The organism is Streptomyces phaeofaciens (assembly GCF_014648915.1).
Lineage (GTDB): Bacteria > Actinomycetota > Actinomycetes > Streptomycetales > Streptomycetaceae > Streptomyces > Streptomyces phaeofaciens.
Map to the genome: position 1 here is coordinate 30,413 of NZ_BMSA01000010.1, position 25,238 is coordinate 55,650.

Consider the following 25,238-nt stretch of genomic DNA (forward strand, 5'->3'; position numbering starts at 1 on the left):
CCCGTCGCCGTCCACCGTCGTCTGGCGTGCCCTCAGATTGCTTGCAGGGAACCGTAGTTAGCCGTTTTCTCGCCGACGGGAGAACGGCCGGATCCTACTCCACGAGCCTGACACGACTTTCAGCGCACCCTGCATCGCCGCAGGTCCGGACCGCGGAACCACGGAGAGTCCTCACCAAACACGGAACGGAACCACAGGACTACTCGTACACTAGTTCGAAAAGGCGCTTCGAACACCCAGGGAGCGTCATCTGCACCACAGACCAGCGGACAGACCAGCGGACAGACCGGAAAGCAGGCCGACATGGCGACTGGCACGAGCAACTCCCCGAAGCAGCCGATCGACACCTACACCCGCCTCGCCCACCTCCTGCACGCGACCGCCCCCGACCGCGAGGCCATGGTCGACCGGGTGTACGAAGAACTGCTCGCCCGGGAGTCACGCGCCTACGCCGCCGGCTGGTCGGACGCCTTGACGGAGGCCCGGCGGGCGCGCCGGAGCAGCCGGCCGTAGCCGACGGCAGGCCGCCACCGCGCCGGAGCCCACCCGGGACGGCCGACCCGCACGCCCTCACGCATGGAGCGCCCCCCGTCGCCCACGAGGCCGGAGCCGGCCGAGCGCGGGCGTTCATCCCCCGTGTTCACCCCATGAACAGAACCAGCACGGTGTAGCCGACGGCAATTCCGGCACCGATGTAACAGAATCCCATATCCATGGTCTTCCAGCCGGGTTTCCGCAGCTCGAACTCCGAGAGCGCGGAACCCGGTTTTCTCGGGTCGTACACCACGGGAATTTTGTTGCTACCGCCTTTCGGCACATCCTCCGGGGCCACGGACAGACGGTGCTTTTTCCCGTCCTGATCCGTGTAATGAACTATCAGCGAGTAGATCCCGGCGTTCCAGCTCTCGCCCGCACGCACTCCCGTCACGCGCACACCGCGCCGGTTGAGGGTAAATCGCGTGGAATACCCCAGTACACCCATCGTGAAAACTGCTGCGGGCACCAGGTAGCCCAGCAGATAGTAAACCGCCATCCCCACCTCCGTACGGAGTTTCACATCCTGCCACATACAAGCGAAGGAGGCAGGTCCCTTGAGCGATGAAACAAGGATCAAAGCCCTGGAGGAGAAGGTCGGCATCCTCCAGCAGGACATGACCAAAAAGCCGGATGCGGCGACCCTCGGCAACTATGTTCTGAACAGCCAGATCCGACCCGGCGCCCTGACGTCCAGCAGCGGCGAAGAGGTCCTGGCAACACAGAAATGGGTCACCGACAAGTCGGCGGCGAAGATCTGGAAACCCCAAGCGGATCCCGGCTTCACGGGGGTCGCCCTGCCGACCGGTTCCCTCGCGAGCTTCGCCCTCGGCTCCGTGGCGAGCATCGGTGTCGGCAGCATCCTCGCCGTCGCCCTCCCCACGTTCTATTCGCTTCAGGCAGCCTTCGAGAAGAAGCTCGAAAACAAATGGCAGATCGTGCGCCGGAAAAGCGGGTTCCTCTGGAAGGAGTCCGAGCAGCAGCGGATCGATCGCCTGATAAAGGAAGGGCTGCCGGGCAAGGTAAAGAACGCCCAGAAGCGTCTCAACTACCTGGAGAAGACGGTCGCCCAGTTGAAGCGGCAGTCGAACGTGACCCGACAAGCGGTACGGCACTCCGCGTCGTCCCCCGCCCTGGCGGGCACGACCGACCGCCTGGTCATCCTGGAGACGCGTGTGCGTCTGCTCGCGGAAGCTCTCGGGTGAGTCTCCCTCGGCTTCACGAAGCGCAGTTCCTCATGAATCCTGGAGGCCCATATGTCCCTCGTACAGTCCTTGCGCCGTTCCTCCACATCACTGGGCACCTTCGCCCAGAAGTCGGATGCCGCCGCCCGCGCCGCGAAGGAAATCGGTGACAAAGCCCGGACCGCGGACTCCGGGCTCAAGAACCTCAAGTCGTCCGCCCAGAACTCACAGAGCGAACTGAAAAAACTCAAGACCACCTCCGACCAGGCCGAGAAGTCCATCGGCAAGGCCGGCAGAACCGGTTCCACCGCCGGCAAGAACCTCGGAAAGTACGAGTCCGGGGCGAGCAAGGCGGCCAAGGGCCAGGACAAGATGAACAAGTCGATGAAGGGCAACTTCTTCGGCATGCTCATGGACCTGCTGCGGCCTCTCATCGAGAAGGTCGTCGAGATGGCGACCAAGTCGAAGACCATGCAGAAGGTCCTCAAGACGGCCTTCGGTGTCATCAAGTCCGTGATCAGCAGCGTCATGAAGGCCATCGGGCCGATCATGAAGAACGCCGCGAAGCTGATCAAGTCGGTCTGGAGCGGCATCAAGAAGGCCGTCTCGGCCGTCGTGAAGGCGATCGCCACGGTCATCAAGACCTACGTCAACATCTGGAAGAAGGTCATCAGCACCGCGCTGAAGGCCATCAAGACGGTCGTCTCCAGCGTGTGGAAGGGCATCAAGGCCGTCATCTCACCGGTCGTCAACTGGGTCAAGTCCGCGATCCCGAACGCCTTCCGGGCCGTCAAGGACAAGCTGTCCAGCATCTGGGGCGGCCTCAAGGGCATCGCAGGGCGGGCCTTCGACGGCATCAAGAGCGCGGTCAAGGGACCGATCAACGCGGTCATCGGCATCATCAACCGTGCGATCGGCGCCCTCAACGGCATCAAGGTCTCGATCCCGGGCTGGGTGCCCGGCGTCGGCGGCAAGACCTTCGGTGTCAGCCTGCCGAAGATCCCCATGCTGGCCGCCGGCGGTGTCGTCATGCCCCGCTCCGGCGGAGTCCCGGCGATCCTCGCCGAGGCCGGTGAGGCGGAGGCCGTGCTGCCGCTGAGCAAGCTCGACCGGCTGCTGCGGCGGACCGCCGCCCAGGGCCGGGCGTACACCGGGTCCGCCGGGACGGACGGCGCGCTGCACATCGAGCACTACTACGCGGCCGAGAACACGAGTCCCCAGCGGACGGCGGACGCCCTCATGTTCCTGGCGAAGGCGCGCGGATGAGTGCCGCCGCAGTGTCCGCAGGCGGCATGACCGACCCTCTCGCCGGTGTCGCGTCCGCCCTGGCGTCCTTCCGCACCCGGATCGAGCGCGGCGGCAGCGTGCTCGGTGGACTCACCGCCCGGGTCAAGGAAGCCGCTTCGCAGGTGGGCCGGGTCCGCACCACCACGGACCAGGGCAGTGCCGCACTGCGCCAGGTGAAGGAGAACGCGGAGTCCGCCACCCGTGCCGTTGCCAGAGCCGGACAGACCGCCGGCACCGCAGCCTCCGGCGTGAAGTCCTTCGGCTCCGCCGCCACGACCGCCAACCGGTCTGTCACCGGACTCGGTTCCGCCGTCGGGCTGCTGGTCGCCCTCACCGGCCTCATCGACATCGCCGGTCCCCTCGGCGACCTCATGGGCGCCTTCGGCACCGCCATGACCATCGGCGCCGGCGTCATGCTGGTCGTCAACGCCCTCACCCGCGCCAATCCGATCGGCTTCGTCACCGGGCTGCTGCTCCCGGTCGCCGGCTGGCTGCTCGATCTCGCGATGAACTCCGAGACCGGGCAGCGGCTGACGGAGCAGCTCGCCACGCTCGTGCTGAAGTACGTCGAGGGATATCTGACCGTCATGACCCCGGTGCTCAAGGGCATCGCGAGCGCGGTGAACACGTACGTCACCGGCTACCTCGCCGTGATCACCGGCGCGCTCACCGTCATCGGGGCCCTCGTCGGCACCGGGTTCGCCGTGCTGAAGGCGCTGACCACCGGGGACACCCGGGCGCTCAGCGGCAGGGTGTCGTCGATCTGGCGGGGGTTCAAGAACACGGTCGAGCCCGCCCTGCGGTGGATCACCCAGGACGTCCCCCGGATGTTCACCCGGATCAAGGAGGCCACCTCCCGCACCCTCGACGCGATGGGCCGGTTCGTCACCACCGGCGCCCAGAGCTTCGCCGGTGTGGTCAAGGGGCCGGTCCAGGGGCTCATCGCCTTCGCCAACTGGGTCATCGACAAGCTCAACGGCCTCAGCTTCAGCCTCCTCGGCAAGAAGTTCGGCGTCGACCTGGACCGGATCCCGATGCTCGCCGAGGGCGGTGTCGCGGTCCCCGGCGCCTCTCCCCGGGCGGGCCGCGTGCTGCCGCTGACCGAGCTGGAGCGCCGTCGCGCCCGTGCCGGGGAGCGGCGCCGGTCCTCGGCCCCGCGGCGCCACCACATCAAGGAGTTCCACGAGAACCGGGGTGCCGGCGCCCGCGGCACGGCGGAGGACCTGCTCTTCCTCGCCACCGCCCACGCATGCACCTGATCCCGAGAGCGAGGTGACGGCCGACATGGCCGAGACGACCACAACCGCATACACCGAGTACACCGAAGACACGACCCCCGGCTCACTCATCACCCGCGACGGGCAGATGCAGTGGGCCGGACTGCTGATGGGTCCCGGCACCCCGTACGAGATCGACCGGGCCGGGCTGAGCGGCTGGGAGGATCTGCCGGAGTACGACTCCTCCGACGCCGACCGCCCCACCGCCCACGGCGCCTGGCCGGGCGCCCGCTACGCCAAGCCCCGCAAGGTCGGCGGCACGGTGTGGACCGTCCCGCCGCAGGACGACACCGCCTCCTCGCTCGCCGCGACGCGCGCCCTGCGCCAGGCCCTGCTCCTCGGCGACCAGGAACGCTGGCTGGCGGTACGGCTGCACGGGGAGACGCTGGCCGTGCGGGCCCGGGTCAGCCAGCGGGTGCTGGCCGCCGACCGGACGTACACCACCCAGGGCGTCTCCCGGGCGTCCGTGCAGTGGTACGCCACCGACCCGCGCCGCTACTCGGTGACCGAGCGGACGGCGGTGACCGGCGCCCCGCAGCCGGAGAGCGGTCTCACCTGGCCGCTGACCTGGCCGCTGTACTGGGGCCAGGCGGCCTCCACCGGCGATGTCAACGCCGACAACGACGGTTCCGCGCCCACCCACCCGGTGATCACCTTCACCGGCCCGTGCGCCAACCCGACGGTGACCGACCGGGCCTCGGCCCAGCGGCTGCGCTACGAGATCGGGCTCGCCGCGGGCGACGAGCTGGTGGTGGACACCGCGGCCGGCACGGTCACCCTCAACGGCACCGCGTCCCGCCGGCACACGGCGGCCGCCGACAGCAGCCCGGAGGAGCTGTTCGCGTTCGCCCCGGGCCGCGCCCAGCTGGCCTTCCGACCCGACACCTACGACACCGGCGCCCGGATGACGGTGCGCTGGCGCGCAGCGGAGTGGTGATCACATGACCGTACGAGCGGCGTGGCTGACCGAGAACGGTCAGACGCGCGAGGACACCCGCCTCACCCTGTCCGGTCTGCTCACCGTCAACGCCTACGCCGCCGAGAACGTCCCGCTCAAGGCCCGCGGCGGCGTCGTCCCAGGCGGCCTCGCGCTCACCGGGGCCACCGGGGGCATGACCTTCACCATCGGCACCGGCCGCGCGTTCGTCCAGGGCGGCCGGAACAACCAGGGCGCCTACCCGGTCGCGGTGACCGAGCCGGAGACCCTGACCGTGCCCGCGGGCGACGCCCAGTACAACCGGATCGACCTCGTCGAACTCGTCGTCCGGGACGGCGTCTACGACGGCACCGCGGAGACCGCGGCCCTGGTCCGCCTGGTCCAGGGCACCCCAGCGGCCACCCCGGTGGTGCCGAACACGCCCGACGGCAGCGCCCTGCCGCTCTACCGGATCCTGGTGCCCAAGGGGGCGTCCGCCGGCACCGGCGGCCTTGACTGGGCCTCCGCGGTCACCAACCTGCGCTACCCGACGGTCGCCCTCGGCGGGATCGTCCCCGCCGGCAACTTCAACGGCGCGTACGCCGGCCAGTACCGCGAGGACTCCGGTGTGCTCCAGCGCTGGGACGGCACCGCCTGGGTGCCGTACCCGAGGTCGGTCGGAGGGATCGCCCCGTCCGCGCCCCTGCTCGTCGACGGCAGCTACACCGGCCAGTACCGGGAGGACGCCGCAGGACTGCTCCAGCGCTGGAACGGCAGCGCCTGGCAGTACGCGGAGGGCCGGACGACGATCCTGCTCAGCGCCTCGCAGACCGCCCCGCAGTCCGTGGCCAGCGGCAACTGGACGCAGATCACCCTCAACTCCGTCGACGTGGACGACGCGGGCGGCTGGACCGGCTCGAACACCTACACCGTGCCGCGGGCCGGGTGGTGGCGGCTGTCCTTCTCGGTGAGCTGGTTCTCGGAGTCCCTCACCTCGTCGCCCACCGGGTCGCGCGGGGCGCGCCTGCACCTCAACGGCGCCGGTGTCTCACGGGCCACCTGGCTGGTCGGCGCCGGGCCGCTCGCCACCAGCGTCGGCGGGAGCTGCCTGCTCAGGCTGGCGGTCGGCGACCGGCTCGCGCTGTTCGGACTCCAGAGCTCGGGGACCACCGTCACCGCTCTCGGCGGCTCCGGCTACGCCTCGAACCTCACCGCCGAGTGGCTCAGGTCCTGACGCCCCCTCACCGTCCGTTCCCCCTCCGGAGATCACAGGAGACCAGCAGATGAACCTGCGCAGCTCATGGGTGGCCGAGACCGGCCAGACCCGCGAGGACACCCGACTCACCCAGATCGGCGCCACCACGCCGGCCAACCCCCTGGAGGTCCGCTCCGGCATCCTGCCCGGCTCCTACGACGGGCAGTACCGGATGTCCGGGTTCTGGATGGAGGGCGGCGCCGGCACCATGACCGCCACGGTCCACGAGGGCCGGGCCGTCGTCCAGGCCGACAGCAACCAGGGCGCCTACCCGGTCGCGCTGGCCGAGCAGCTGAACCTCACCTTCGCCGACGGCGACGCCGTCTACGACCGGATCGACGTCGTCGTCCTGCGGATCTACGACCGCCTGTACGACAACACCGGCTTCACCAAGGCCGCCGTCGAGATCGTCAAGGGCACCCCGGCCGCCACCCCGGCCGCGCCCGCGCTCCCCGGCATCGCGCTGCCGGTCTACCGGGTGCTGGTCCCGCGCGGCCGCAGCGCCGGCAACGGCGGCATCAGCTGGAACACCGACGTGACGGACCTGCGCACCCCCGTCGTCGCCCTCGGCGGCATCCTCCCGGTGTACGGCGACACCGGCAACGGCGCCTACCCGGGCCAGTACCGGGACTCCGGCGGCGCCCTCCAGCGCTGGGACGGCTCCGCCTGGGTGTCGTACCCGAGCGCGCTGGGCGGGATCGCCCCGGCAGGCGCGGTCACCACGGCCAGCTACACCGGCCAGTACCGCGACTCCTCCGACGGCCGGCTCCAGCGCTGGAACGGCTCGACCTGGGTGTCGTACCAGCCGGTCCCCACCTGGACCGACTACACACCGGTCTGGGGCGCCGAGTCCGGCACCGCGCCCGCGATCGGCAACGGCACCCTGGCCGGGTCGTACGCCAGGACGGGCACCGTCGTGCACGTCCGGATCTATCTGAAGATCGGCTCCACGACCAACCTGACGGCCCAGGGCACCAACGGCAACTGGTACTTCTCGCTGCCGACGCCGCCGCTCGCGACGACCTGGAAGCTGGCCGGGCGGGTGCTGAACACCCTCGGCTTCGACGCCTCCGCCGGCACCCAGTACCCGGGCAGCGCGGAACTGTCGACCGCGAACGGCGGCAGCGCGCGCCGGCTGCGCGAGTCCCTGAAGCAGGCCAATGCCTACTGGGACAAGGCCTTCCCGTTCGCCTGGGCCGTCAACGACGAGCTGTCGATCCACGGAACCTACGAAGCCGCCGCCCTCTGACGCCCGACGCGAAGGAACCGCCATGAACGCACGCTCCGCCTGGCTGTCCCCGGACGGCCAGACCCGGGAGGACACCCGGGTCACCCAGACCGGGGCACTCACCCCGGTCACCGACATCAAGGGGCGTTCCGGTGTCCTGCCCGGCTCGGAGAACGGCCTGTACCGGGTCACCGGCCTGTGGCTGAACGGCACCGCCGGCGGCATGACCGCCACCGTGGGCGTCGGCCGGGCCGTGATCCAGTCCACGGTGGCACGCGGCGCCTACCCGGTGGCCGTCACCGATCCGGTCCCGCTCACCTTCGCCGACGGCGACTCCCAGTACGGCCGGATCGACCTGGTCGTCCTGCGGATCTACGACCACGCCCACGACGGCTCCGGCCGCGCCGAGGCCGCCGTCGAGATCGTCCAGGGCACCCCGGCCGCCACCCCGTCCGCGCCGGCCGCCCCGGACGTGTCCCTCGTCCTGTTCACCGTCGCCGTCGCCAAGAACACCGCGACCGGCACCGGCGGCATCGCCTGGGACACCGCCCGGGTCGACCTGCGCCCCACCACCGTGCCGGCGGGCGGCATCCTGCCGACCCGCTCCGACGACACCGCGCCCGGCGGCTACCCCGGCCACTACCGGGACGTGGGCGACACCCTGCAACGCTGGAGCTCCACCGCCTGGGTGCCCTACCCGAAGGGCATCGGCGGGATCGTCCCGGCCGGGGTGCTGACCACCGGCGGGTACCCCGGCCAGTACCGGGACTCCTCCCTGGGGCAGCTCCAGCGCTGGAACGGCGGCACCTGGCAGCCCGCCGTACCGGGACCGGCGTTCGCCTCGTCGCTGGACGCCGGCTCCACCACCTCGACGACGTACACCGCCGCCCTGCTGGACACCTCCGTCGCGGCGCTCACCGTCACCTTCACCGCCCCGCCGTCCGGCTCCGTGATCATCGGCCTCGGCGCGCGGATGTACACCAAGGACAGCGAGACCGCCTCCGCGCACATGTCCCCGCAGGTCACGCTGGGCTCCACGGTGGTCTGGGCGGCGGACGACGAGCGCGCCGCGTCGTGCTCGGGTGCCGTCAACACGTCGGTCTCGACCCAGCTGCGCCTGAACTCGCTGATCGCCGGCTCCACCTACACGGTCACCGCGATGCACCGGTCGACCAGCAGCACCGTCGTCTGCTGGTTCGACACGCTCTACCTGCGCGTCGACCCGATCGCCTGACCTCCCGCCCTTCCGAAAGGAGTCGACCATGCCCGTCCGTTCCGGATGGCTCTCCCACGACGGCCAGTCCCGCGAGGACACCCGGCTCGTCTCACTGGGCGCCCTCACCCCGACCTCACCGGTCGCCACCCGCTCCGGCGTCCTGCCGGGCTCCTCCGACGGCCAGTCGCGGATCTCCGGCTTCACCGTCGACGGCGTCGCCGGCACCATGTCCGCCACCGTCCACCCGGGCCGGGCCGTCGTCCAGGGCGCCGACGCCCAGGGCGCGTACCCGGTCGCCCTCGCCGAGAACCAGACGCTGACCTTCGCCGACGGCGACGCCCAGTACCACCGGATCGACCTGGTCGTCCTGCGCGTCTACGACGACGCCTACGACGGCTCCGGCCGCACCGAGGCCGTCATCGAGATCGTCCGGGGAACCCCGGCCGCCACCCCGGCCGTGCCCGCCACCCCGGCCGTGTCGATCCCGCTGTACGAGGTCGTCATCGCCACCAAGGCGAGCGCCGGCACCGGCGGCATCGCCTGGGCCTCGGCCCTCACCGGCCGCCGTACCGCCACGGTCGGCGTCGGCGGCATCCTCCCGGTGACCACGGACACCTCCAACGGCGCCTACCCCGGCCAGTACCGCGACCTGGGCGGCCAGCTCCAGCGCTGGACCGGCACCGCCTGGGCCGACTACCCGGTGCTGCCGGCCTGGCAGAGCTGGACGCCCGCCTGGACGACGAACACCGGCAACGCCCTGCCGTCGTACGGCAACGCCGTGGTGAGCGGCCGGTACCTGAAGCACGGCAGGACCGTGCACGCCAACTTCACCGTCGTCTTCGGCACCACCACGACCTACGGCACCAGCCCCACCGCGTCCGACAACTGGCGGTTCTCGCTGCCGGTGCCGGCCTCGGCGGCCCAGTCGGTCGTCGGATTCGCCGAACTCGCCGTGGACAACACCAGCCGGATCGTCTCCCGGGTGCAGATCGGCACCACCGGCACCTTCGAACTGGTGATCTCCACGGGCCGCTCCAGCGGGGCCGCGCTCGCCAACACAGGTCTCGTCGACGCCCTCTCGCCCTGGACCTGGGCGAGCGGCAACTCCCTCCTCGGCACGCTCACCTACGAGGCCGCCGCATGACGACCACGACCACGCCGTACCGCGCGATCTTCTGCGACCTGCGGTCCGACGACACCATCGACATCCTGCCGCTGCGGGACGTCACCGTGGACGACTACATCGGCAAGCCGGGCTCCCTGTCCGGCACCGTGCCCGTGCCCGACGCGGCGATCGCCGCCCGGGTCCGCCGCATCGAGGAGGGCCGCACCGCGGTCTACCTCCAGCGCGGCAACGACCTGTGGTGGGGCGGCATCATCTGGACGTCCACCCTCCAGAGCGACGACCGGGGCGTGCTCAGCCTCGGCATCCAGGCGGCCACCTTCGAGTCGTACGCCGGCCGCCGCCGTATCCGGGACGACCTGAACTTCCGGGACAAGGACCAGCTGGTGGTGGCCCGCAAACTGTGGGAGCACCTTCAGACCGGCACGGTCGACGACGGGAGCGGGCCCACGACGGCCGGCGGGGACATCGGCGTCACCTACGGCTACGAGACCAGCGGGCTGAACCGTTCGGTGGCCTACCGCGACGGCGACGAGACGGTGTACCTGGAAGCGCTGGACGCGCTCGCCGCCCTGGAGAACGGCTTCGAGCACCACATCGGCGTCTACCGCGACCCGGTCACCGGAGAGCGGGTGCGCCGACTGCGGCTGGGCAGCCCGCGCATCCTGATCGGCAGCACCGACCTGGTGCTGGACCGGCCGGGCACGATCCTGTCGTACTCCTTCCCGCGCGACGCCACCCGAGGCGGCACCACCGCCCGCGCCCGGGGCGCCACCGACAACACCAACCAGGCCGCCGAGTCCCGTCCGCTGTACGCCGACGCCGATGTCGCCGTCGGCGACACCCTGATCGCCGCCGGCTATCCGCGCGTCGACCTCACCTCGGACCACAACGACGTCGCCAGCACCACGATCCTGCGGTCCCTGGCCAACGCCGAGCTGACCGAGGGCGCCGGGGCGGTGGTGATCCCCGAGATCAGCGTCCGCCTCGACGGCCTGGTGCCCCCGGCGCTGCTGGGCCGCACGGTCCGGCTGCGGATCACCGACGAGTGGTGGACCGAGGGGCTCGACACCCGCTACCGCATCGTCGGCGTCAAGGTCAGCCCGGCGCAGCGGGGCCGCCCCGACACCGCCGAGCTCTATCTGGAGGAAGCCTGATGCCCCAGCTGCCCGAGGACATCATCGACCGGCTGACCCGGATGGAACGCCGGATCCAGCAGCTCTCCACCGCCGTCAACACCCGCCCCGCGCTCAACACGATCACCGGCGGCGAGGTGGAGATCAGCGACGGCACCCTGAAGGTCACCGACGGCGGCACCCTGCTGGTGCAGCGGCCGGGCAGCACCGGCGCCATGTTCCGGGTCGGCTCGTGGAAGGACGCCGAGTACGGACTGGAGATCCACCGCCAGACCGGCAGCCTCGCCATGACCCTGTTCAACGGCGACGGCACCGCGAGCTCGCTCCAGCCCCTGCGGATCTACGACAACGGCAGCCGGGAGATCTTCTCCGACGACGTCAACAACGGCGGCCTGGCCCGGCCGTGGCTGGCCATGCTGCCCCCGCAGGACACCACGCAGTCCCGCTGGCCGCAGACCAGCTCCACCGCCTGGGTGACGATCGCGCTGTCGTACAACCCGGTCTGGCAGCCGAAGCTGCGGCTGCGGCTGAACACCGCGGTCAGCTCGGGCGCGACCGGACAGGTCCGGGTGCTGGTCAACGGCGCCGTATGGGGGCCGACCGTCGGCGCCGGCACCGAGTTCGACTGGACCGACCTGATCAGCACCGATTTCGCCGCGGTCCACACGACCACGCTGAAGGTCGAGATCCAGGCCGTCGTCACCTCCACCTCCGGCTTCGTCTACGCGAACCCGGTCCTGATGCACGGCCGCCAGACCTGAGGAAGGCAACCATGGACATCGACCCCACCCAGCCCTGGGGCCTCGCGATCGACTACGCGGGCCGGGCCACGCTCACCGAGAACGGCCACACGGTGTACGTCAACGTCTCCGACACCAGCCTCAGTTCGGTCATCGGGCCCGATCCGATCACCGGCACCTACTCGCCCGTCACCGTCACCGCCCAGTTCTCCGAGACCGGCGACGACAGCACGGTGCTGCGCGGCAGCGGCCGGATCACGGTGTGGCCGGCCGGCACCGCGCCCGTCGTGCCCGACCCGACCGCCGTCCAGCGCGCGGTCACCGCCGCACTGGCCGACTTCGAGAACGCCCGGACGGCGTACGCCGCCCTGTGCGCCCGGTGGGCGGCGGACGACGGCTCCGGGGACGGCGGCGGTACGGAGCCCGGACCCGACGACCCAGCGGACACCGGCACCGAGGAGGGTTCCGCCACCCCCGTCTGACGGCGCGCCACCGCCCGCCACCCACCAGCCCCGAGCCGTCCCACGTCACGGCCGGGGTTTTCTCATGCCCGGAACCACCCAGGGAGGCACCGCCCATGGCCAACCCCCTCTCCGCCGACGCCCTCGTCGCCGCGCTCAGGGCCGAAGGCGTCAACGTCGTCGAACACGCCGGCTGGCGCTCCAACAACCGCAACCACAAAGGAAGCTGGGGCCCGGTCAACGGCGTGATCATCCATCACACCGTCACCTCCGGCACCAGCAACAGCGTGAACCTCTGCTTCAACGGCCACTCCGCCCTCCCCGGCCCGCTCTGCCACGGCGTGATCGCCAAGGACGGCACGGTCCACCTCGTCGGCAACGGCCGCGCCAACCACGCCGGCCGCGGGGACGGCGACGTCCTGCGGGCCGTCGTCGCCGAGAAGCCGCTGCCCGCCCCCGACGAGAACGACACGGACGGCAACGTCCACTTCTACGGCTTCGAGTGCGTCAACCTCGGCGACGGCAAGGACGGCTGGCCCGAGGTCCAGCTGGAGGCCATGGTCCGGGCCTCCGCCGCGCTGTGCCGGGCACACGGCTGGAGCGCCCACTCCGTCATCGGCCACAAGGAGTGGACCAACACCAAGATCGACCCGCGCGGCTTCGCGATGACGGACTTCCGCGCCCGGGTCACGGCCCGCCTCGGCACCCGGCCCACGCCGGGCAGACCGACGTACCAGCCGTTCCCCGGCGCCGACTGGTTCAGGAAGAAGCCGCGGTCGGCGATCGTCACTGCGATGGGCAAGCGCCTGGTCGCGGCCGGCTGCTCCGCCTACACCTCGGGCCCCGGCCCGCAGTGGACGGAGGCCGACCGGCTCGCCTACGCCAAGTGGCAGCGCAAGCTCGGCTACACCGGCGCCGCCGCCGACGGCTGGCCCGGCGCCACGTCCTGGGCGGCCCTGAAGGTCCCGTACAGCTCCTGAGAATCGAGGCTCACCATGTCAGAGGCCGCCAAGCGGACCCTCCGCACCGTCGTCCAGACCGCTGCCGGCCTGTGTGTCCTGCTGCCTGCGGTCGTCGACGCCGCCGGGGTCCCGGACACGCTGCCCTGGGCCGCCGGGGCCCTGGCCGTCGCCGCCGGCGTCACCCGGGTGATGGCCCTGCCCGCCGTACAGGCGCTGCTGCCCGGGTGGCTGCGCACGGACGCCCCCGCGAACGGCGACGCGGCGCTGCTGTCCCTCGCCGACCGGGGCGCGGACGGGAGGGACACGTGAACGAACCCCACCCGCTCTCCGACCCCACCTCCGTCGCCGTGGAACTGGAACGGCTGCGCGGCACCGTGGAGGCCGGGTTCGCCCGCGCCGACGGCCAGCTCGCGCTGCTGGTGCAGCGCAGCGACCAGACCGACAAGCAGCTCGCCGACCACGAACAGCGCCTCGACGCGCTGGAGCGCTCCCGCTGGCCGCTCGCCAGCATCGGCGCGCTGGCCGCCGTCACCACGGTGGCCGTGGCGGTCTGGGAACTCACCGCACGCTAGGAACGCCGAAGGGCGGTCACCCCGTACGCAACGGGGTGACCGCCCTTCAGTGTGTTTCAGCTACCACTCACTGGTTGTACGGACCGTAGTCGTAGTCCTCCAGCGGAACGGCCTGGCCGGAGCCCGTGCCGAACGGCGAGTAGTCGATGTCGTCGTAGCCGACGGCCGAGTACATCGCGGCCTTGGCCTCTTCGGTCGGCTCGACCCGGATGTTGCGGTAGCGGGACAGACCCGTACCGGCCGGGATGAGCTTACCGATGATGACGTTCTCCTTGAGGCCGATCAGGGAGTCGGACTTGGCGTTGATCGCCGCGTCCGTCAGCACCCTGGTCGTCTCCTGGAAGGACGCCGCCGACAGCCAGGACTCCGTGGCCAGCGAGGCCTTGGTGATACCCATGAGCTGCGGACGACCGGAGGCCGGGTGACCGCCCTCCTGCACCACACGACGGTTCTCGACCTCGAACTTCGAGCGCTCGACGAGCTCGCCGGGCAGCAGCTCGGCGTCGCCGGACTCGATGATCGTCACACGGCGCAGCATCTGCCGGATGATGATCTCGATGTGCTTGTCGTGGATCGACACACCCTGCGAGTTGTACACCTTCTGGACCTCGCCGACCAGGTGGACCTGGACGGCACGCTGACCCAGGATGCGCAGCACGTCGTGCGGGTTGGTGGCACCCACGGTGAGCTTCTGGCCCACCTCGACGTGCTCGCCCTCGCTGACCAGGAGTCGGGCGCGCTTCGAGATCGGGAACGCCGTCTCGTCGCTGCCGTCGTCCGGCGTGATGACGATCTTCTTGGTCTTCTCGGTCTCCTCGATCCGCACGCGGCCCTGGGCCTCGGAGATCGGGGCGACACCCTTCGGGGTACGGGCCTCGAAGAGCTCGACGACACGCGGCAGACCCTGGGTGATGTCGTCACCGGCCACACCACCGGTGTGGAAGGTACGCATCGTCAGCTGGGTACCGGGCTCACCGATGGACTGGGCGGCGATGATGCCGACCGCCTCACCGATGTCGACCAGCTTGCCGGTGGCCAGCGAACGGCCGTAGCACATGGCGCAGGTGCCGACCTGGGACTCGCAGGTCAGAACCGAGCGGGTCTTGACCTCCTCGACGCCGGCCTTGACCAGCTGGTCGATGAGGACGTCACCGAGGTCGACGCCCGCCGGGGCGAGCACCTTGCCGTCCACCACGATGTCCTCGGCGAGGCAGCGCGCGTACACGCTGGTCTCGGCGTTGGCCTCCTTGCGCAGCACACCGGTCTCGTCGCGCTCGGCGATGGCCAGCTTGAGGCCGCGCTCGGTACCGCAGTCCTCCTCGCGGATGATGACGTCCTGCGAGACGTCCACCAGACGACGGGTGAGGTAACCCGAGTCGGCGGTACGCAGGGCGGTGTCCGCCAGACCCTTACGGGCACCGTGCGTGGAGATGAAGTACTCCAGCACGGACAGGCCCTCACGGAAGGACGCCTTGATGGGACGCGGGATCGTCTCGTTCTTGGCGTTCGACACCAGACCACGCATACCGGCGATCTGCCGCATCTGCATCATGTTTCCTCGGGCACCCGAGTCAACCATCATGAAGATGGGGTTCGTCTTGGGGAAGTTCGCGTTCATCGCCTCGGCGACCTCGTTGGTCGCCTTGGTCCAGATCGCGATGAGCTCCTGCGTGCGCTCTTCCTTGGTGATCAGACCGCGCTCGTACTGCTTCTGGACCTTCTCGTCCTGCGCCTCGTAGCCCGCGACGATCTCCTTCTTCGCCTCGGGAACGACGACGTCGGAGATGGCCACGGTGACACCGGAACGGGTACCCCAGTAGAAGCCGGCCGCCTTCAGGTTGTCGAGCGTCGCCGCCACGATGACCTTGGGGTAGCGCTCGGCCAGGTCGTTGACGATCTCGCCGAGCTGCTTCTTGCCCACCGAGTAGTCGACGAACGGGTAGTCCTCGGGCAGCAGCTCGTTGAAGAGCGCGCGGCCCAGGGTCGTCCGCAGCCGGAACGAGTCACCCTGCTGCCACTCGGGCTCGCCCTCCTCGCGCGCCGGCGGGGTCCAGCCGCGCGGCGGGATGGTGCCCACCGGGAAGCGGATGTCGATCGCCGACTGGAGCGCGAGCTCACCGGCGTCGAACGCCATGATCGCCTCGGCCGAGGAGCCGAACGCGCGGCCCTCGCCCTTGGTGTCACGCAGTTCACCGTCGGTGGTGAGGAAGAACAGACCGAGGACCATGTCCTGGGTCGGCATCGTCACCGGACGGCCGTCGGCGGGCTTGAGGATGTTGTTCGAGGACAGCATCAGGATGCGGGCCTCGGCCTGCGCCTCCGCGGAGAGCGGCAGGTGCACGGCCATCTGGTCACCGTCGAAGTCCGCGTTGAACGCGGTGCAGACGAGCGGGTGGATCTGGATGGCCTTGCCCTCGACCAGCTGCGGCTCGAAGGCCTGGATGCCGAGGCGGTGCAGCGTGGGCGCACGGTTCAGCAGAACCGGGTGCTCCGCGATGACCTCTTCCAGGACGTCGTACACGACCGTGCGGCCGCGCTCGACCATCCGCTTGGCGCTCTTGATGTTCTGCGCGTGGTTCAGGTCGACCAGGCGCTTCATCACGAACGGCTTGAAGAGCTCCAGCGCCATGGCCTTCGGCAGGCCGCACTGGTGCAGCTTCAGCTGCGGGCCGACGACGATCACGGAACGCGCGGAGTAGTCCACACGCTTGCCGAGCAGGTTCTGACGGAATCGACCCTGCTTGCCCTTCAGCATGTCGCTGAGGGACTTCAGCGGACGGTTGCCGGGGCCCGTGACGGGGCGACCACGACGGCCGTTGTCGAAGAGCGCGTCGACGGCCTCCTGAAGCATGCGCTTCTCGTTGTTCACGATGATCTCGGGCGCACCGAGGTCGAGAAGGCGCTTCAGACGGTTGTTGCGGTTGATCACACGGCGGTACAGGTCGTTGAGGTCGGAGGTTGCGAAGCGGCCACCGTCCAGCTGCACCATCGGGCGAAGGTCCGGCGGGATGACCGGCACGCAGTCCAGCACCATGCCCTTGGGGCTGTTGCTGGTCTGGAGGAACGCGGAGACGACCTTGAGGCGCTTGAGCGCACGGGTCTTCTTCTGGCCCTTGCCGGTACGGATGATCTCGCGGAGACGCTCGGCCTCCTCGTCGAGGTCGAAGGACTCCAGGCGCTTCTGCAGCGCCGCGGCACCCATCGAACCGTCGAAGTACGTGCCGAAGCGGTCACGAAGCTCGCGGTAGAGCAGCTCGTCGCCCTCGAGGTCCTGGACCTTGAGGTTCTTGAAGCGGGTCCACACCTCGTCGAGACGGTCGATCTCGCGCTGGGCGCGGTCGCGCAGCTGCTTCATCTCACGCTCGGCACCCTCGCGCACCTTGCGGCGCACGTCGGCCTTGGCACCCTCGGCCTCGAGCTCGGCCAGGTCGGTCTCGAGCTTCTTGGCGCGGGCCTCCAGGTCGGCGTCCCGGCGGTTCTCGACCTGCTGGCGCTCGACGGAGACGTGCGCCTCCAGGGAGGGCAGGTCGCGCGTACGGCGCTCCTCGTCGACGTACGTGATCATGTACGCCGCGAAGTAGATGACCTTCTCGAGGTCCTTGGGAGCCAGGTCGAGCAGGTAGCCCAGCCGGCTCGGGACACCCTTGAAGTACCAGATGTGCGTGACGGGGGCGGCGAGCTCGATGTGGCCCATCCGCTCACGGCGCACCTTGGCACGGGTCACCTCGACGCCGCAGCGCTCACAGATGATGCCCTTGAACCGGACGCGCTTGTACTTGCCGCAGTAGCACTCCCAGTCCCGGGTCGGACCGAAGATCTTCTCGCAGAAGAGCCCGTCCTTTTCCGGCTTGAGCGTGCGGTAGTTGATCGTCTCGGGCTTCTTGACCTCGCCGTGGCTCCACTGACGGATGTCGTCCGCGGTGGCCAGGCCGATCCGGAGCTCGTCGAAGAAGTTGACGTCGAGCACTATGCGTCAATCCCTCTCAGGGTTGTAAGTCTTGGGGTCTGAAACGGGGGTCTCGGGGCCGGCCGGAGGCTCAGGGATCTTCATCGCTGAACCTCCGGACCGAACTCCCGTCAGACCTCTTCGACGCTGCTCGGCTCGCGCCGGGACAGGTCGATGCCGAGCTCCTCCGCAGCGCGGAAGACGTCCTCGTCGGTGTCACGCATCTCGATGGACATACCGTCGCTGGACAGCACCTCCACGTTCAGGCAGAGAGACTGCATCTCCTTGATGAGCACCTTGAAGGACTCGGGGATGCCGGGCTCGGGGATGTTCTCGCCCTTGACGATGGCCTCGTAGACCTTCACGCGGCCGGTCACGTCGTCGGACTTGATGGTCAGCAGCTCCTGGAGGGCGTAGGCGGCGCCGTATGCCTCCAGCGCCCACACCTCCATCTCACCGAATCGCTGGCCACCGAACTGGGCCTTACCACCCAGCGGCTGCTGGGTGATCATCGAGTACGGGCCGGTCGAACGGGCGTGCAGCTTGTCGTCGACCAGGTGGTGCAGCTTCAGGATGTACATGTAGCCGACCGAGATCGGGTCCGGGAACGGCTCACCGCTACGACCGTCGAACAGCCGCGCCTTGCCGGACGGGAGCACCATGCGCTCGCCGTCGCGGTTCGGGATGGTGTGCTGGAGCAGACCCGCCAGCTCGTCCTCACGGGCACCGTCGAACACCGGGGTGGCGACGTTGGTGCCGGGGGCGACCTGGTCGGCACCGATGACCTGGAGGCGCTGCGCCCACTCGTCGGCGAGACCGGAGACGTCCCAGCCGCGGCTGGCGAGCCAGCCGAGGTGGATCTCCAGAACCTGCCCCGGGTTCATTCGGGACGGCACACCGAGCGGGTTGAGGATGATGTCGACCGGGGTCCCGTCCTCGAGGAACGGCATGTCCTCGATGGGCAGGATCTTGGAGATGACACCCTTGTTGCCGTGACGGCCGGCGAGCTTGTCACCGTCCGTGATCTTGCGCTTCTGCGCCACGTAGACCCGAACCAGCTGGTTCACGCCCGGCGGCAGCTCGTCGCCTTCCTCACGGTCGAAGACACGGACGCCGATGACCTTGCCGATCTCGCCGTGCGGGACCTTCAGCGAGGTGTCACGGACCTCACGGGCCTTCTCACCGAAGATCGCGCGCAGCAGGCGCTCCTCGGGCGTCAGCTCGGTCTCGCCCTTGGGCGTGACCTTGCCGACGAGGATGTCACCGGCGACGACCTCGGCACCGATCCGGATGATGCCGCGCTCGTCGAGGTCGGCGAGGACCTCCTCGGAGACGTTCGGGATGTCCCGGGTGATCTCCTCGGGGCCGAGCTTGGTGTCACGGGCGTCGACCTCGTGCTCCTCGATGTGGATCGAGGAGAGGACGTCGTCCTGCACGAGGCGCTGCGACAGGATGATCGCGTCCTCGTAGTTGTGACCCTCCCACGGCATGAACGCCACGAGCAGGTTCTTGCCCAGCGCCATCTCGCCGTTCTCGGTGGCCGGACCGTCGGCCAGGACCTGGCCCTCGATGATCCGGTCGCCCTCGTTGACGATGACCTTCTGGTTGACCGAGGTGCCCTGGTTGGAGCGGGCGAACTTGGCCAGGCGGTACGTGATGTACGTGCCGTCGTCGTTGGCGGTGGTGATGTAGTCCGCGGAGACCTCCTGGACCACACCCGCCTTCTCGGCCTTGACCACGTCGCCGGCGTCGACGGCGGAGCGGTACTCCATGCCGGTGCCGACGAGCGGGGACTCGCTCTTGATGAGCGGGACGGCCTGACGCATCATGTTCGCGCCCATGAGGGCACGGTTGGCGTCGTCGTGCTCGAGGAACGGGATCATGGCGGTCGCGACCGACACCATCTGGCGCGGCGAGACGTCCATGTAGTCCACGTCGTCACCGGCGACGTAGTCGACCTCGCCGCCACGGCGGCGGACCAGGACGCGGTTCTCGGTGAAGCGCATGTCGTCGTTGAGCGTGGCGTTGGCCTGCGCGATGACGTAGCGGTCCTCTTCGTCGGCCGTCAGGTAGTCGACCTCGTCGGTGACCTGGCCGTCGACGACCTTGCGGTACGGGGTCTCGACGAAACCGAACGCGTTGACCCGGCCGTAGGAGGCGAGCGAGCCGATCAGACCGATGTTCGGGCCTTCGGGCGTCTCGATCGGGCACATGCGGCCGTAGTGGGACGGGTGCACGTCACGGACCTCGAAGCCGGCCCGCTCACGGGACAGACCACCGGGACCCAGCGCCGAGAGACGACGCTTGTGCGTCAGACCCGACAGCGGGTTGTTCTGGTCCATGAACTGCGACAGCTGGCTGGTGCCGAAGAACTCCTTGATGGAGGCGACGACCGGCCGGATGTTGATCAGGGTCTGCGGCGTGATCGCCTCGACGTCCTGGGTCGTCATGCGCTCACGGACGACGCGCTCCATACGAGCCAGACCCGTACGGACCTGGTTCTGGATGAGCTCGCCGACGCTGCGCAGACGACGGTTGCCGAAGTGGTCGATGTCGTCGGTTTCGACGACGATCGTCTGACCGCTGTCGCCGACCGTCTCGGTCTCGCCCGCGTGCAGCTTCACGAGGTACTTGATCGTCGCGATGACGTCCTCGACGGTCAGGACACCGGCGTCGAGGGGCGCGTCCGCCGCCAGCTTCTTGTTGACCTTGTAGCGGCCGACCTTGGCGAGGTCGTAGCGCTTGGGGTTGAAGTAGAGGTTCTCGAGCAGCGTCTGCGCGGCCTCACGCGTGGGGGGCTCGCCCGGACGCAGCTTGCGGTAGATGTCGAGCAGCGCGTCGTCCTGGCCCTGGGTGTGGTCCTTCTCCAGGGTGGCGCGCATGGACTCGTACTCGCCGAACTCCTCGAGGATCTGCTCGGTCGTCCAGCCGAGCGCCTTCAGGAGGACGGTCACCGACTGCTTGCGCTTGCGGTCGATGCGGACGCCGACCATGTCGCGCTTGTCGATCTCCATCTCCAGCCAGGCACCCCGGGACGGGATGATCTTGGCGGAGAAGATGTCCTTGTCGGACGTCTTGTCGATCGAGGAGTCGAAGTAGACACCCGGCGAACGGACGAGCTGCGACACGACGACGCGCTCGGTGCCGTTGATGACGAAGGTGCCCTTGTTGGTCATGAGCGGGAAGTCGCCCATGAAGACCGTCTGGGACTTGATCTCGCCGGTCTCGTTGTTGGTGAACTCGGCCGTCACGAAGAGCGGGGCCGCGTACGTGAAGTCGCGGTCCTTGCACTCGTCGATGCTGTTCTTCGGCGGCTCGAAACGGTGGTCGCGGAACGTCAGCGACATCGACCCGGAGAAGTCCTCGATCGGGGAGATCTCCTCGAAGATCTCCTCGAGGCCGGACTTGGTGGGGACGTCCTGACCGTTCTCGAGAGCCTCCTCGACCCGACTCTGCCAAGCGGTGTTGCCGAGCAGCCAGTCAAAGCTCTCGGTCTGCAGCGCGAGCAGGTTCGGAACCTCGAGAGGCTCCTTGATCTTTGCAAAAGAGATGCGCAGCGGGGCGGTGCTGGCGCCGTTGTTCGTATTCGCGGTCGAGGCGTTGCGCGAGGCGGCCAAGAGGGGGTCCTTCCGAGGGCTCGGACTCACTACGCGCGTACCGGCCCCTCTCCCGCGCACAGACACGAACCGCCCTTTTCGGCCGTAGGGCCAGCTCAGGGATGTTCCGATCGTCTGTGCTCAAGTGAGGGCATGCCCCTGGTGACGGGCAGGGGACAGCTAACAGGCAGCGCAAAGGGTCAGTGTAGCCACTTGGCACACTGATGTCCAGTGCGGGTTTTTCGAGACCCTCGTGGTTCTCAACGCCCTCGGTCTGATTGCCCTCAACGCACGGTGATACTGCCCTCTTCGCCGTCGATCCATGCCTCGGATTCGGATCCTTGTGACGACGCGTCCTGAGAATTGCGCGCTGCGTGCGGTTCGTCAAGGCCCCCCATGCCCGGACCCTGGGCTCGGAGACACTACGAAGATCACCATACCCCCCGCTCACAAGGGTTCCAGGTAACCGTGACCACGCTCCGGAGAACGCCGAAGAGCGACCACCCAGATGGATGATCGCTCTTCGGTGCGTGGGCGTTACAGCCCCCAGGGGACTGTTTCAGCCATCGCGTGCGGTCGTCGCCGACCGCGGGGTGTTACTTGACCTCGACGGAGGCGCCGGCGCCCTTGAGGGACTCGGCGGCCTTCTCCGCGGCTTCCTTGGCGACCTTCTCGAGAACGGGCTTCGGGGCGCCGTCCACGAGGTCCTTGGCCTCCTTCAGACCCAGGGAGGTCAGCTCACGCACGACCTTGATGACCTGGATCTTCTTGTCGCCGGCGCCCGTGAGGATGACGTCGAACTCGTCCTGCTCCTCAGCGGCCTCGGCCGGGGCGCCGGGGACGGCGGGGCCGGCAACGGCGACGGCCGCGGCGGCGGTGACGTCGAAGCGCTCCTCGAAGGCCTTGACGAACTCGGAGAGCTCGATGAGGGTCATCTCGTCGAACTGCGCGAGCAGGTCGTCCTGGCTGAGCTTCGCCATGGTGGCGGTCCTTCCACTAATTCGGCTGGTGCCGGATGTACATGTCTGGCGGGCGTACGTTCGGCCCGCTGTGACCCTCGCCTCAGGCGTACTGCCTCAGGCGGCGGTCATTTCGCGAGCCGAGTTACTCGGCACCGCCCTGCTCGTCGCGCTTGGCACGAAGGGCGTCCACGGTGCGGACGAGCTTCGACGGCAGCGCCTGGAAGAGCGTGGCAGCCTGCGACTGCTTGCCCTTCATGGCACCGGCCAGCTTGGCGAGCAGAACCTCGCGGGACTCGAGGTCCGCAAGCTTCTTGATCTCGTCGGCGGTCAGCGCCTTGCCGTCAAGGACACCGCCCTTGATGACGAGGTTCGGGTTGTCCTTGGCGAAGTCACGAAGACCCTTCGCCGACGTCACCGGGTCACCGGTGATGAAGGCGACCGCCGTCGGACCGTTGAACAGGTCGTCGAGCGTGTTGATCCCGGCCTCGTTGGCCGCAATCTTGGTCAGCGTGTTCTTCACCACGGCGTACTGGGCGTTCTCACCGAGCGAACGACGCAGCGTCTTGAGCTGCGCCACGGTGAGACCCCGGTACTCGGTCAGCACGGCGGCGTTCGAGCTGCGGAACTGCTCCGTCAGCTCGGCCACCGCGGCAGCCTTGTCGGGCCTTGCCATAGAGCGTCGGCCTCCTTCCGGGTGATGAGGACCGCTCAGAAGGGGCTGAACAAACGAAACGCCCCGGCACAGGTGCACGGGGCGTAGCTCGACCGAACAGAATCCAGGGATTCCGGTCCGGGAGCACTTCCACACTCACCTGCGCGGGTCGTCCGTATGTCAACGGATCCTTCGGCCACCGCACTCTCTTGCGAGCGCACGGCAACGACCAGCGGTCTTTGGCTTCTTTAGGAGAGTACGGGAGGCATACGGCGACAAGCAAATCCGCCCGTACGGGACTCCCGTACGGGGCTCAGTCCTCCTTGGCCTTCCGCATCGCCTCGGACATGTCGAAGGTGTCCGAGGCGGGCGGCGCCTTGACGGTGACCGGCTTGCCGAAGTCGGCGAAGGCGAAGGTGAGGTCCAGCTCGCCGTGGCGCCCGAAGCCCTGGACGCGCATCTTGCGGGTGCGGTCCTCGGCGTCGGTCCACAGGTCCAGGGTCAGCTCGTCGACGCCCAGCTTCTCGTACTGGGCGAGGCTCTTCTCGGTCCGCTGGCGGACCTTCTTCGGCTCGTCCTCGTAGAAGTCGCGGATGCCGTCGAGGGTGGCCGTACCCGTGTAGTGGGTGGTGCGGACGCCGTCGACGGTCTCGGTGCCGGACTCCTTCAGATCGTCGGCCGCGCCGAGGAACCCGCTCTCGTGGGAGGGGTTGTCCCGGAACCGGTCCCCGGCCGCACTGCTGTCGATCTCGACCCCGCTCGGGGTGTCGGAGATGCCCGGCGCCCCGATCCTGATCCAGTGCTTGCCGTCCTCGTTCGCTTCGTCGGAGCCCATGTAGAGCGCCCCGTCGACCAGCCGGAACTCGCCGGTGCCCTGGTCGGGCCCGCCGAGCACGGTCGACTCCAGGCTCATGGCGGCTGGCTCGGTGCTGATCGCGGCCTCGGCCCGGACCCGGCCCTCCTCGGGTGTCCGGCCGGTCATGGTGTAGCGCAGCGACACGGTCCGCTCCGCCTTCTCCGCGGCCCGGGCGACCGCGGCCGCGGCGGCGGCCGAGTCGCTCCCGCCGTCCGCCCCGCCCGCCGCGCCGCAGCCCGCGACGAGCAGTGCGGACAGCCCGAGGACACCCACGGAAAACCTCATCCGACTTCCCCCAGAACACCCATACAGAGAACACACGGTCGATACACAGCAAGACCGTGAACGTATCCCAGAGGGCGCGGTGAGGTCCTGTGAATATCTACGAGGTGCCGAGGCCCTGCTGCTTCACCAGTTCGGCGAAGTCCGCGGTGTCACTGGCCGGGGGTTCGTCGACGCTCACATCGGTGCCGTAGTCGCTGTAGTACGCGGTCTGGGTGAAGGCGCCGGCCGTGGTCTCGCCCTTTTCGACCTTCTTCACCAGGAGGTCCTGGTCGTCGACCCAGATGTCCACGGTCTCGGTGCTGACGCCGGCCTGCTCCAGCTGCTTCTTCAGGTCGTCGAGCTGGCTCCGGTCGAGGTTGGAGTTCTGCGAGGCGAGGTCGGCCACGTCGACCGTGCCCGAGTAGTGCGTGGTCTCCTGGCCCCGGACCTTCTCCTCGCCGACCTTGCGCACGTCCCCGGAGGCCAGCAGGAGCTTCACCGACTGGTTCGGGGTGGTGTTCTGCATCTGGTCCTTCAGATACGCGCCCGAGCCGCCCCCGAGGCTCTCCAGGTCGTCGTACGCGTACTTGATCCAGTGCTTGCCGCCGGCCTGCTCGGCGAAGGCGTCGCCCATCCTGGCGTAGTAGGCGTCGGGCAGGTAGCGGGCCTCCATCGAGGTGCTGCCCGTCTGCCGCATCGTCTCGGCCATGGTGCCGCCGGTGTAGGTGATGGTGAGGGTGCCGGTGAGTCCGTCGCCCCAGCCGAGGGCGCCGTCGGCGGTCATCGACATCACCGAGCCCATGGTCGTGGTGGACTCGACCTTCGCGGAGTCGGCGTCGTCCGTGGACTTCTCCGCGCTGCGCAGGGCGGCGACGGGCGAGAACCGTGGCGTTCCGTCCTTGCCGGAACCGCCGGAACCGCCGGAGTCCCCGGATCCTTCCGAGCCCCCCGAACTGCAGGCCGCCACTCCCGTCAGCAGGGTCACCGCCGCGATCGAGAGGCCCGTACGGCGCACGGTCGTGCTCTTCATTCGCTCCACCCCCAAGGAATCCTGTGTTCGCACGCTAACGC

22 protein-coding genes are annotated in these 25,238 nt (G+C 69.1%); 15 read left to right on the plus strand and 7 right to left on the minus strand.

What is annotated here, in order from left to right:
* The first annotated feature begins 303 nt into the window (after nucleotides 1–303).
* The gene (locus IE275_RS18130; protein ID WP_189712353.1) at nucleotides 304–513 is read left to right on the plus strand and encodes a hypothetical protein; all 210 of its coding nucleotides are present in this window, start codon (nucleotides 304–306) and stop codon (nucleotides 511–513) included.
* A gap of 127 nt (nucleotides 514–640) precedes the next feature.
* Here IE275_RS18130 and IE275_RS18135 read toward each other — a convergent pair whose 3' ends face one another.
* Entirely contained in the window at nucleotides 641–1,033 is a 393-nt protein-coding gene (locus IE275_RS18135; protein ID WP_189712354.1) for a DUF3592 domain-containing protein, read from the minus strand.
* A gap of 58 nt (nucleotides 1,034–1,091) precedes the next feature.
* Here IE275_RS18135 and IE275_RS18140 point away from each other — a divergent pair, with 58 nt between their 5' ends.
* The 14 genes from IE275_RS18140 to IE275_RS18205 all read left to right on the plus strand — a co-directional run bounded on the left by IE275_RS18140 (nucleotide 1,092) and on the right by IE275_RS18205 (nucleotide 13,891).
* The gene (locus IE275_RS18140) at nucleotides 1,092–1,739 is read left to right on the plus strand and encodes a hypothetical protein (protein ID WP_189712355.1); all 648 of its coding nucleotides are present in this window, start codon (nucleotides 1,092–1,094) and stop codon (nucleotides 1,737–1,739) included.
* Nucleotides 1,740–1,790: 51 nt separating this feature from the next.
* Nucleotides 1,791–2,984, plus strand: a complete 1,194-nt coding sequence (locus IE275_RS18145; RefSeq protein WP_189712356.1) for a phage tail protein — start codon at nucleotides 1,791–1,793, stop codon at nucleotides 2,982–2,984.
* A complete protein-coding gene (locus tag IE275_RS18150; protein ID WP_189712357.1) occupies nucleotides 2,981–4,264 on the plus strand; it encodes a tape-measure protein in 1,284 nt (427 codons plus the stop codon). The genes IE275_RS18145 and IE275_RS18150 overlap by 4 nt, the downstream gene beginning before the upstream one ends.
* Before the next feature lie 25 nt (nucleotides 4,265–4,289).
* The gene (locus IE275_RS18155; protein WP_189712358.1) at nucleotides 4,290–5,219 is read left to right on the plus strand and encodes a phage distal tail protein; all 930 of its coding nucleotides are present in this window, start codon (nucleotides 4,290–4,292) and stop codon (nucleotides 5,217–5,219) included.
* Nucleotides 5,220–5,223: 4 nt separating this feature from the next.
* Complete coding sequence (locus tag IE275_RS18160; RefSeq protein WP_189712359.1) at nucleotides 5,224–6,432, plus strand: hypothetical protein; 1,209 nt, start codon at nucleotides 5,224–5,226, stop codon at nucleotides 6,430–6,432.
* A 49-nt stretch (nucleotides 6,433–6,481) separates the two neighbouring features.
* Nucleotides 6,482–7,702 (plus strand): hypothetical protein, encoded by a 1,221-nt coding sequence (locus tag IE275_RS18165; protein WP_189712360.1) that lies wholly within the window; start codon nucleotides 6,482–6,484, stop codon nucleotides 7,700–7,702.
* A gap of 22 nt (nucleotides 7,703–7,724) precedes the next feature.
* Complete coding sequence (locus IE275_RS18170; protein WP_189712361.1) at nucleotides 7,725–8,915, plus strand: hypothetical protein; 1,191 nt, start codon at nucleotides 7,725–7,727, stop codon at nucleotides 8,913–8,915.
* Nucleotides 8,916–8,943: 28 nt separating this feature from the next.
* Nucleotides 8,944–10,041 (plus strand): hypothetical protein, encoded by a 1,098-nt coding sequence (locus IE275_RS18175; protein ID WP_189712362.1) that lies wholly within the window; start codon nucleotides 8,944–8,946, stop codon nucleotides 10,039–10,041.
* Nucleotides 10,038–11,177, plus strand: coding sequence for a hypothetical protein (locus tag IE275_RS18180; protein ID WP_189712363.1), 1,140 nt, complete (start codon nucleotides 10,038–10,040; stop codon nucleotides 11,175–11,177). Before IE275_RS18175 ends, IE275_RS18180 begins: the two co-directional genes overlap by 4 nt.
* Complete coding sequence (locus tag IE275_RS18185) at nucleotides 11,177–11,917, plus strand: hypothetical protein (RefSeq protein WP_189712364.1); 741 nt, start codon at nucleotides 11,177–11,179, stop codon at nucleotides 11,915–11,917. Before IE275_RS18180 ends, IE275_RS18185 begins: the two co-directional genes overlap by 1 nt.
* Nucleotides 11,918–11,928: 11 nt before the next feature.
* Entirely contained in the window at nucleotides 11,929–12,378 is a 450-nt protein-coding gene (locus IE275_RS18190) for an ATP-binding protein (protein ID WP_189712365.1), read from the plus strand.
* A 95-nt stretch (nucleotides 12,379–12,473) separates the two neighbouring features.
* A complete protein-coding gene (locus IE275_RS18195) occupies nucleotides 12,474–13,337 on the plus strand; it encodes a peptidoglycan-binding protein (RefSeq protein WP_189712366.1) in 864 nt (287 codons plus the stop codon).
* A gap of 15 nt (nucleotides 13,338–13,352) precedes the next feature.
* The gene (locus tag IE275_RS18200) at nucleotides 13,353–13,628 is read left to right on the plus strand and encodes a hypothetical protein (protein WP_189712367.1); all 276 of its coding nucleotides are present in this window, start codon (nucleotides 13,353–13,355) and stop codon (nucleotides 13,626–13,628) included.
* Complete coding sequence (locus IE275_RS18205; protein WP_189712368.1) at nucleotides 13,625–13,891, plus strand: hypothetical protein; 267 nt, start codon at nucleotides 13,625–13,627, stop codon at nucleotides 13,889–13,891. Before IE275_RS18200 ends, IE275_RS18205 begins: the two co-directional genes overlap by 4 nt.
* A gap of 67 nt (nucleotides 13,892–13,958) precedes the next feature.
* On the opposite strand, the gene IE275_RS18210 is transcribed toward IE275_RS18205, so the two are convergent.
* The 6 genes from IE275_RS18210 to IE275_RS18235 all read right to left on the minus strand — a co-directional run bounded on the left by IE275_RS18210 (nucleotide 13,959) and on the right by IE275_RS18235 (nucleotide 25,197).
* On the minus strand, nucleotides 13,959–17,858 hold the full coding sequence (locus IE275_RS18210; protein WP_189712369.1) for a DNA-directed RNA polymerase subunit beta': 3,900 nt from the start codon (nucleotides 17,856–17,858) through the stop codon (nucleotides 13,959–13,961).
* Between the two features lie 110 nt (nucleotides 17,859–17,968).
* Complete coding sequence (rpoB, locus tag IE275_RS18215) at nucleotides 17,969–21,454, minus strand: DNA-directed RNA polymerase subunit beta (RefSeq protein ID WP_189712370.1); 3,486 nt, start codon at nucleotides 21,452–21,454, stop codon at nucleotides 17,969–17,971.
* Between the two features lie 575 nt (nucleotides 21,455–22,029).
* On the minus strand, nucleotides 22,030–22,413 hold the full coding sequence (gene rplL / locus IE275_RS18220) for a 50S ribosomal protein L7/L12 (RefSeq protein WP_189712371.1): 384 nt from the start codon (nucleotides 22,411–22,413) through the stop codon (nucleotides 22,030–22,032).
* 124 nt (nucleotides 22,414–22,537) lie between these two features.
* Nucleotides 22,538–23,068, minus strand: a complete 531-nt coding sequence (rplJ, locus tag IE275_RS18225; RefSeq protein ID WP_189712372.1) for a 50S ribosomal protein L10 — start codon at nucleotides 23,066–23,068, stop codon at nucleotides 22,538–22,540.
* Nucleotides 23,069–23,360: 292 nt separating this feature from the next.
* Nucleotides 23,361–24,188 carry an SCO4651 family lipoprotein gene (locus IE275_RS18230; protein WP_189712373.1) on the minus strand — a complete coding sequence of 276 codons (828 nt, stop codon included), beginning with the start codon at nucleotides 24,186–24,188 and terminating at the stop codon, nucleotides 23,361–23,363.
* Between the two features lie 97 nt (nucleotides 24,189–24,285).
* Complete coding sequence (locus tag IE275_RS18235; RefSeq protein WP_189712374.1) at nucleotides 24,286–25,197, minus strand: SCO4651 family lipoprotein; 912 nt, start codon at nucleotides 25,195–25,197, stop codon at nucleotides 24,286–24,288.
* Nucleotides 25,198–25,238 lie beyond the last annotated feature (41 nt).

Coding starts and splice junctions, on each gene's coding strand:
- IE275_RS18130 (WP_189712353.1), top strand. CDS start 304: ATGGCGACTGGCACGAGCAACTCCCCGAAGCAGCCGATCGACACCTAC.
- IE275_RS18135 (WP_189712354.1), bottom strand. CDS start 1,033: ATGGCGGTTTACTATCTGCTGGGCTACCTGGTGCCCGCAGCAGTTTTC.
- IE275_RS18145 (WP_189712356.1), top strand. CDS start 1,791: ATGTCCCTCGTACAGTCCTTGCGCCGTTCCTCCACATCACTGGGCACC.
- IE275_RS18150 (WP_189712357.1), top strand. CDS start 2,981: ATGAGTGCCGCCGCAGTGTCCGCAGGCGGCATGACCGACCCTCTCGCC.
- IE275_RS18155 (WP_189712358.1), top strand. CDS start 4,290: ATGGCCGAGACGACCACAACCGCATACACCGAGTACACCGAAGACACG.
- IE275_RS18160 (WP_189712359.1), top strand. CDS start 5,224: ATGACCGTACGAGCGGCGTGGCTGACCGAGAACGGTCAGACGCGCGAG.
- IE275_RS18165 (WP_189712360.1), top strand. CDS start 6,482: ATGAACCTGCGCAGCTCATGGGTGGCCGAGACCGGCCAGACCCGCGAG.
- IE275_RS18170 (WP_189712361.1), top strand. CDS start 7,725: ATGAACGCACGCTCCGCCTGGCTGTCCCCGGACGGCCAGACCCGGGAG.
- IE275_RS18175 (WP_189712362.1), top strand. CDS start 8,944: ATGCCCGTCCGTTCCGGATGGCTCTCCCACGACGGCCAGTCCCGCGAG.
- IE275_RS18180 (WP_189712363.1), top strand. CDS start 10,038: ATGACGACCACGACCACGCCGTACCGCGCGATCTTCTGCGACCTGCGG.
- IE275_RS18185 (WP_189712364.1), top strand. CDS start 11,177: ATGCCCCAGCTGCCCGAGGACATCATCGACCGGCTGACCCGGATGGAA.
- IE275_RS18190 (WP_189712365.1), top strand. CDS start 11,929: ATGGACATCGACCCCACCCAGCCCTGGGGCCTCGCGATCGACTACGCG.
- IE275_RS18195 (WP_189712366.1), top strand. CDS start 12,474: ATGGCCAACCCCCTCTCCGCCGACGCCCTCGTCGCCGCGCTCAGGGCC.
- IE275_RS18200 (WP_189712367.1), top strand. CDS start 13,353: ATGTCAGAGGCCGCCAAGCGGACCCTCCGCACCGTCGTCCAGACCGCT.
- rplL (WP_189712371.1), bottom strand. CDS start 22,413: ATGGCGAAGCTCAGCCAGGACGACCTGCTCGCGCAGTTCGACGAGATG.
- rplJ (WP_189712372.1), bottom strand. CDS start 23,068: ATGGCAAGGCCCGACAAGGCTGCCGCGGTGGCCGAGCTGACGGAGCAG.
- IE275_RS18230 (WP_189712373.1), bottom strand. CDS start 24,188: ATGAGGTTTTCCGTGGGTGTCCTCGGGCTGTCCGCACTGCTCGTCGCG.
- IE275_RS18235 (WP_189712374.1), bottom strand. CDS start 25,197: ATGAAGAGCACGACCGTGCGCCGTACGGGCCTCTCGATCGCGGCGGTG.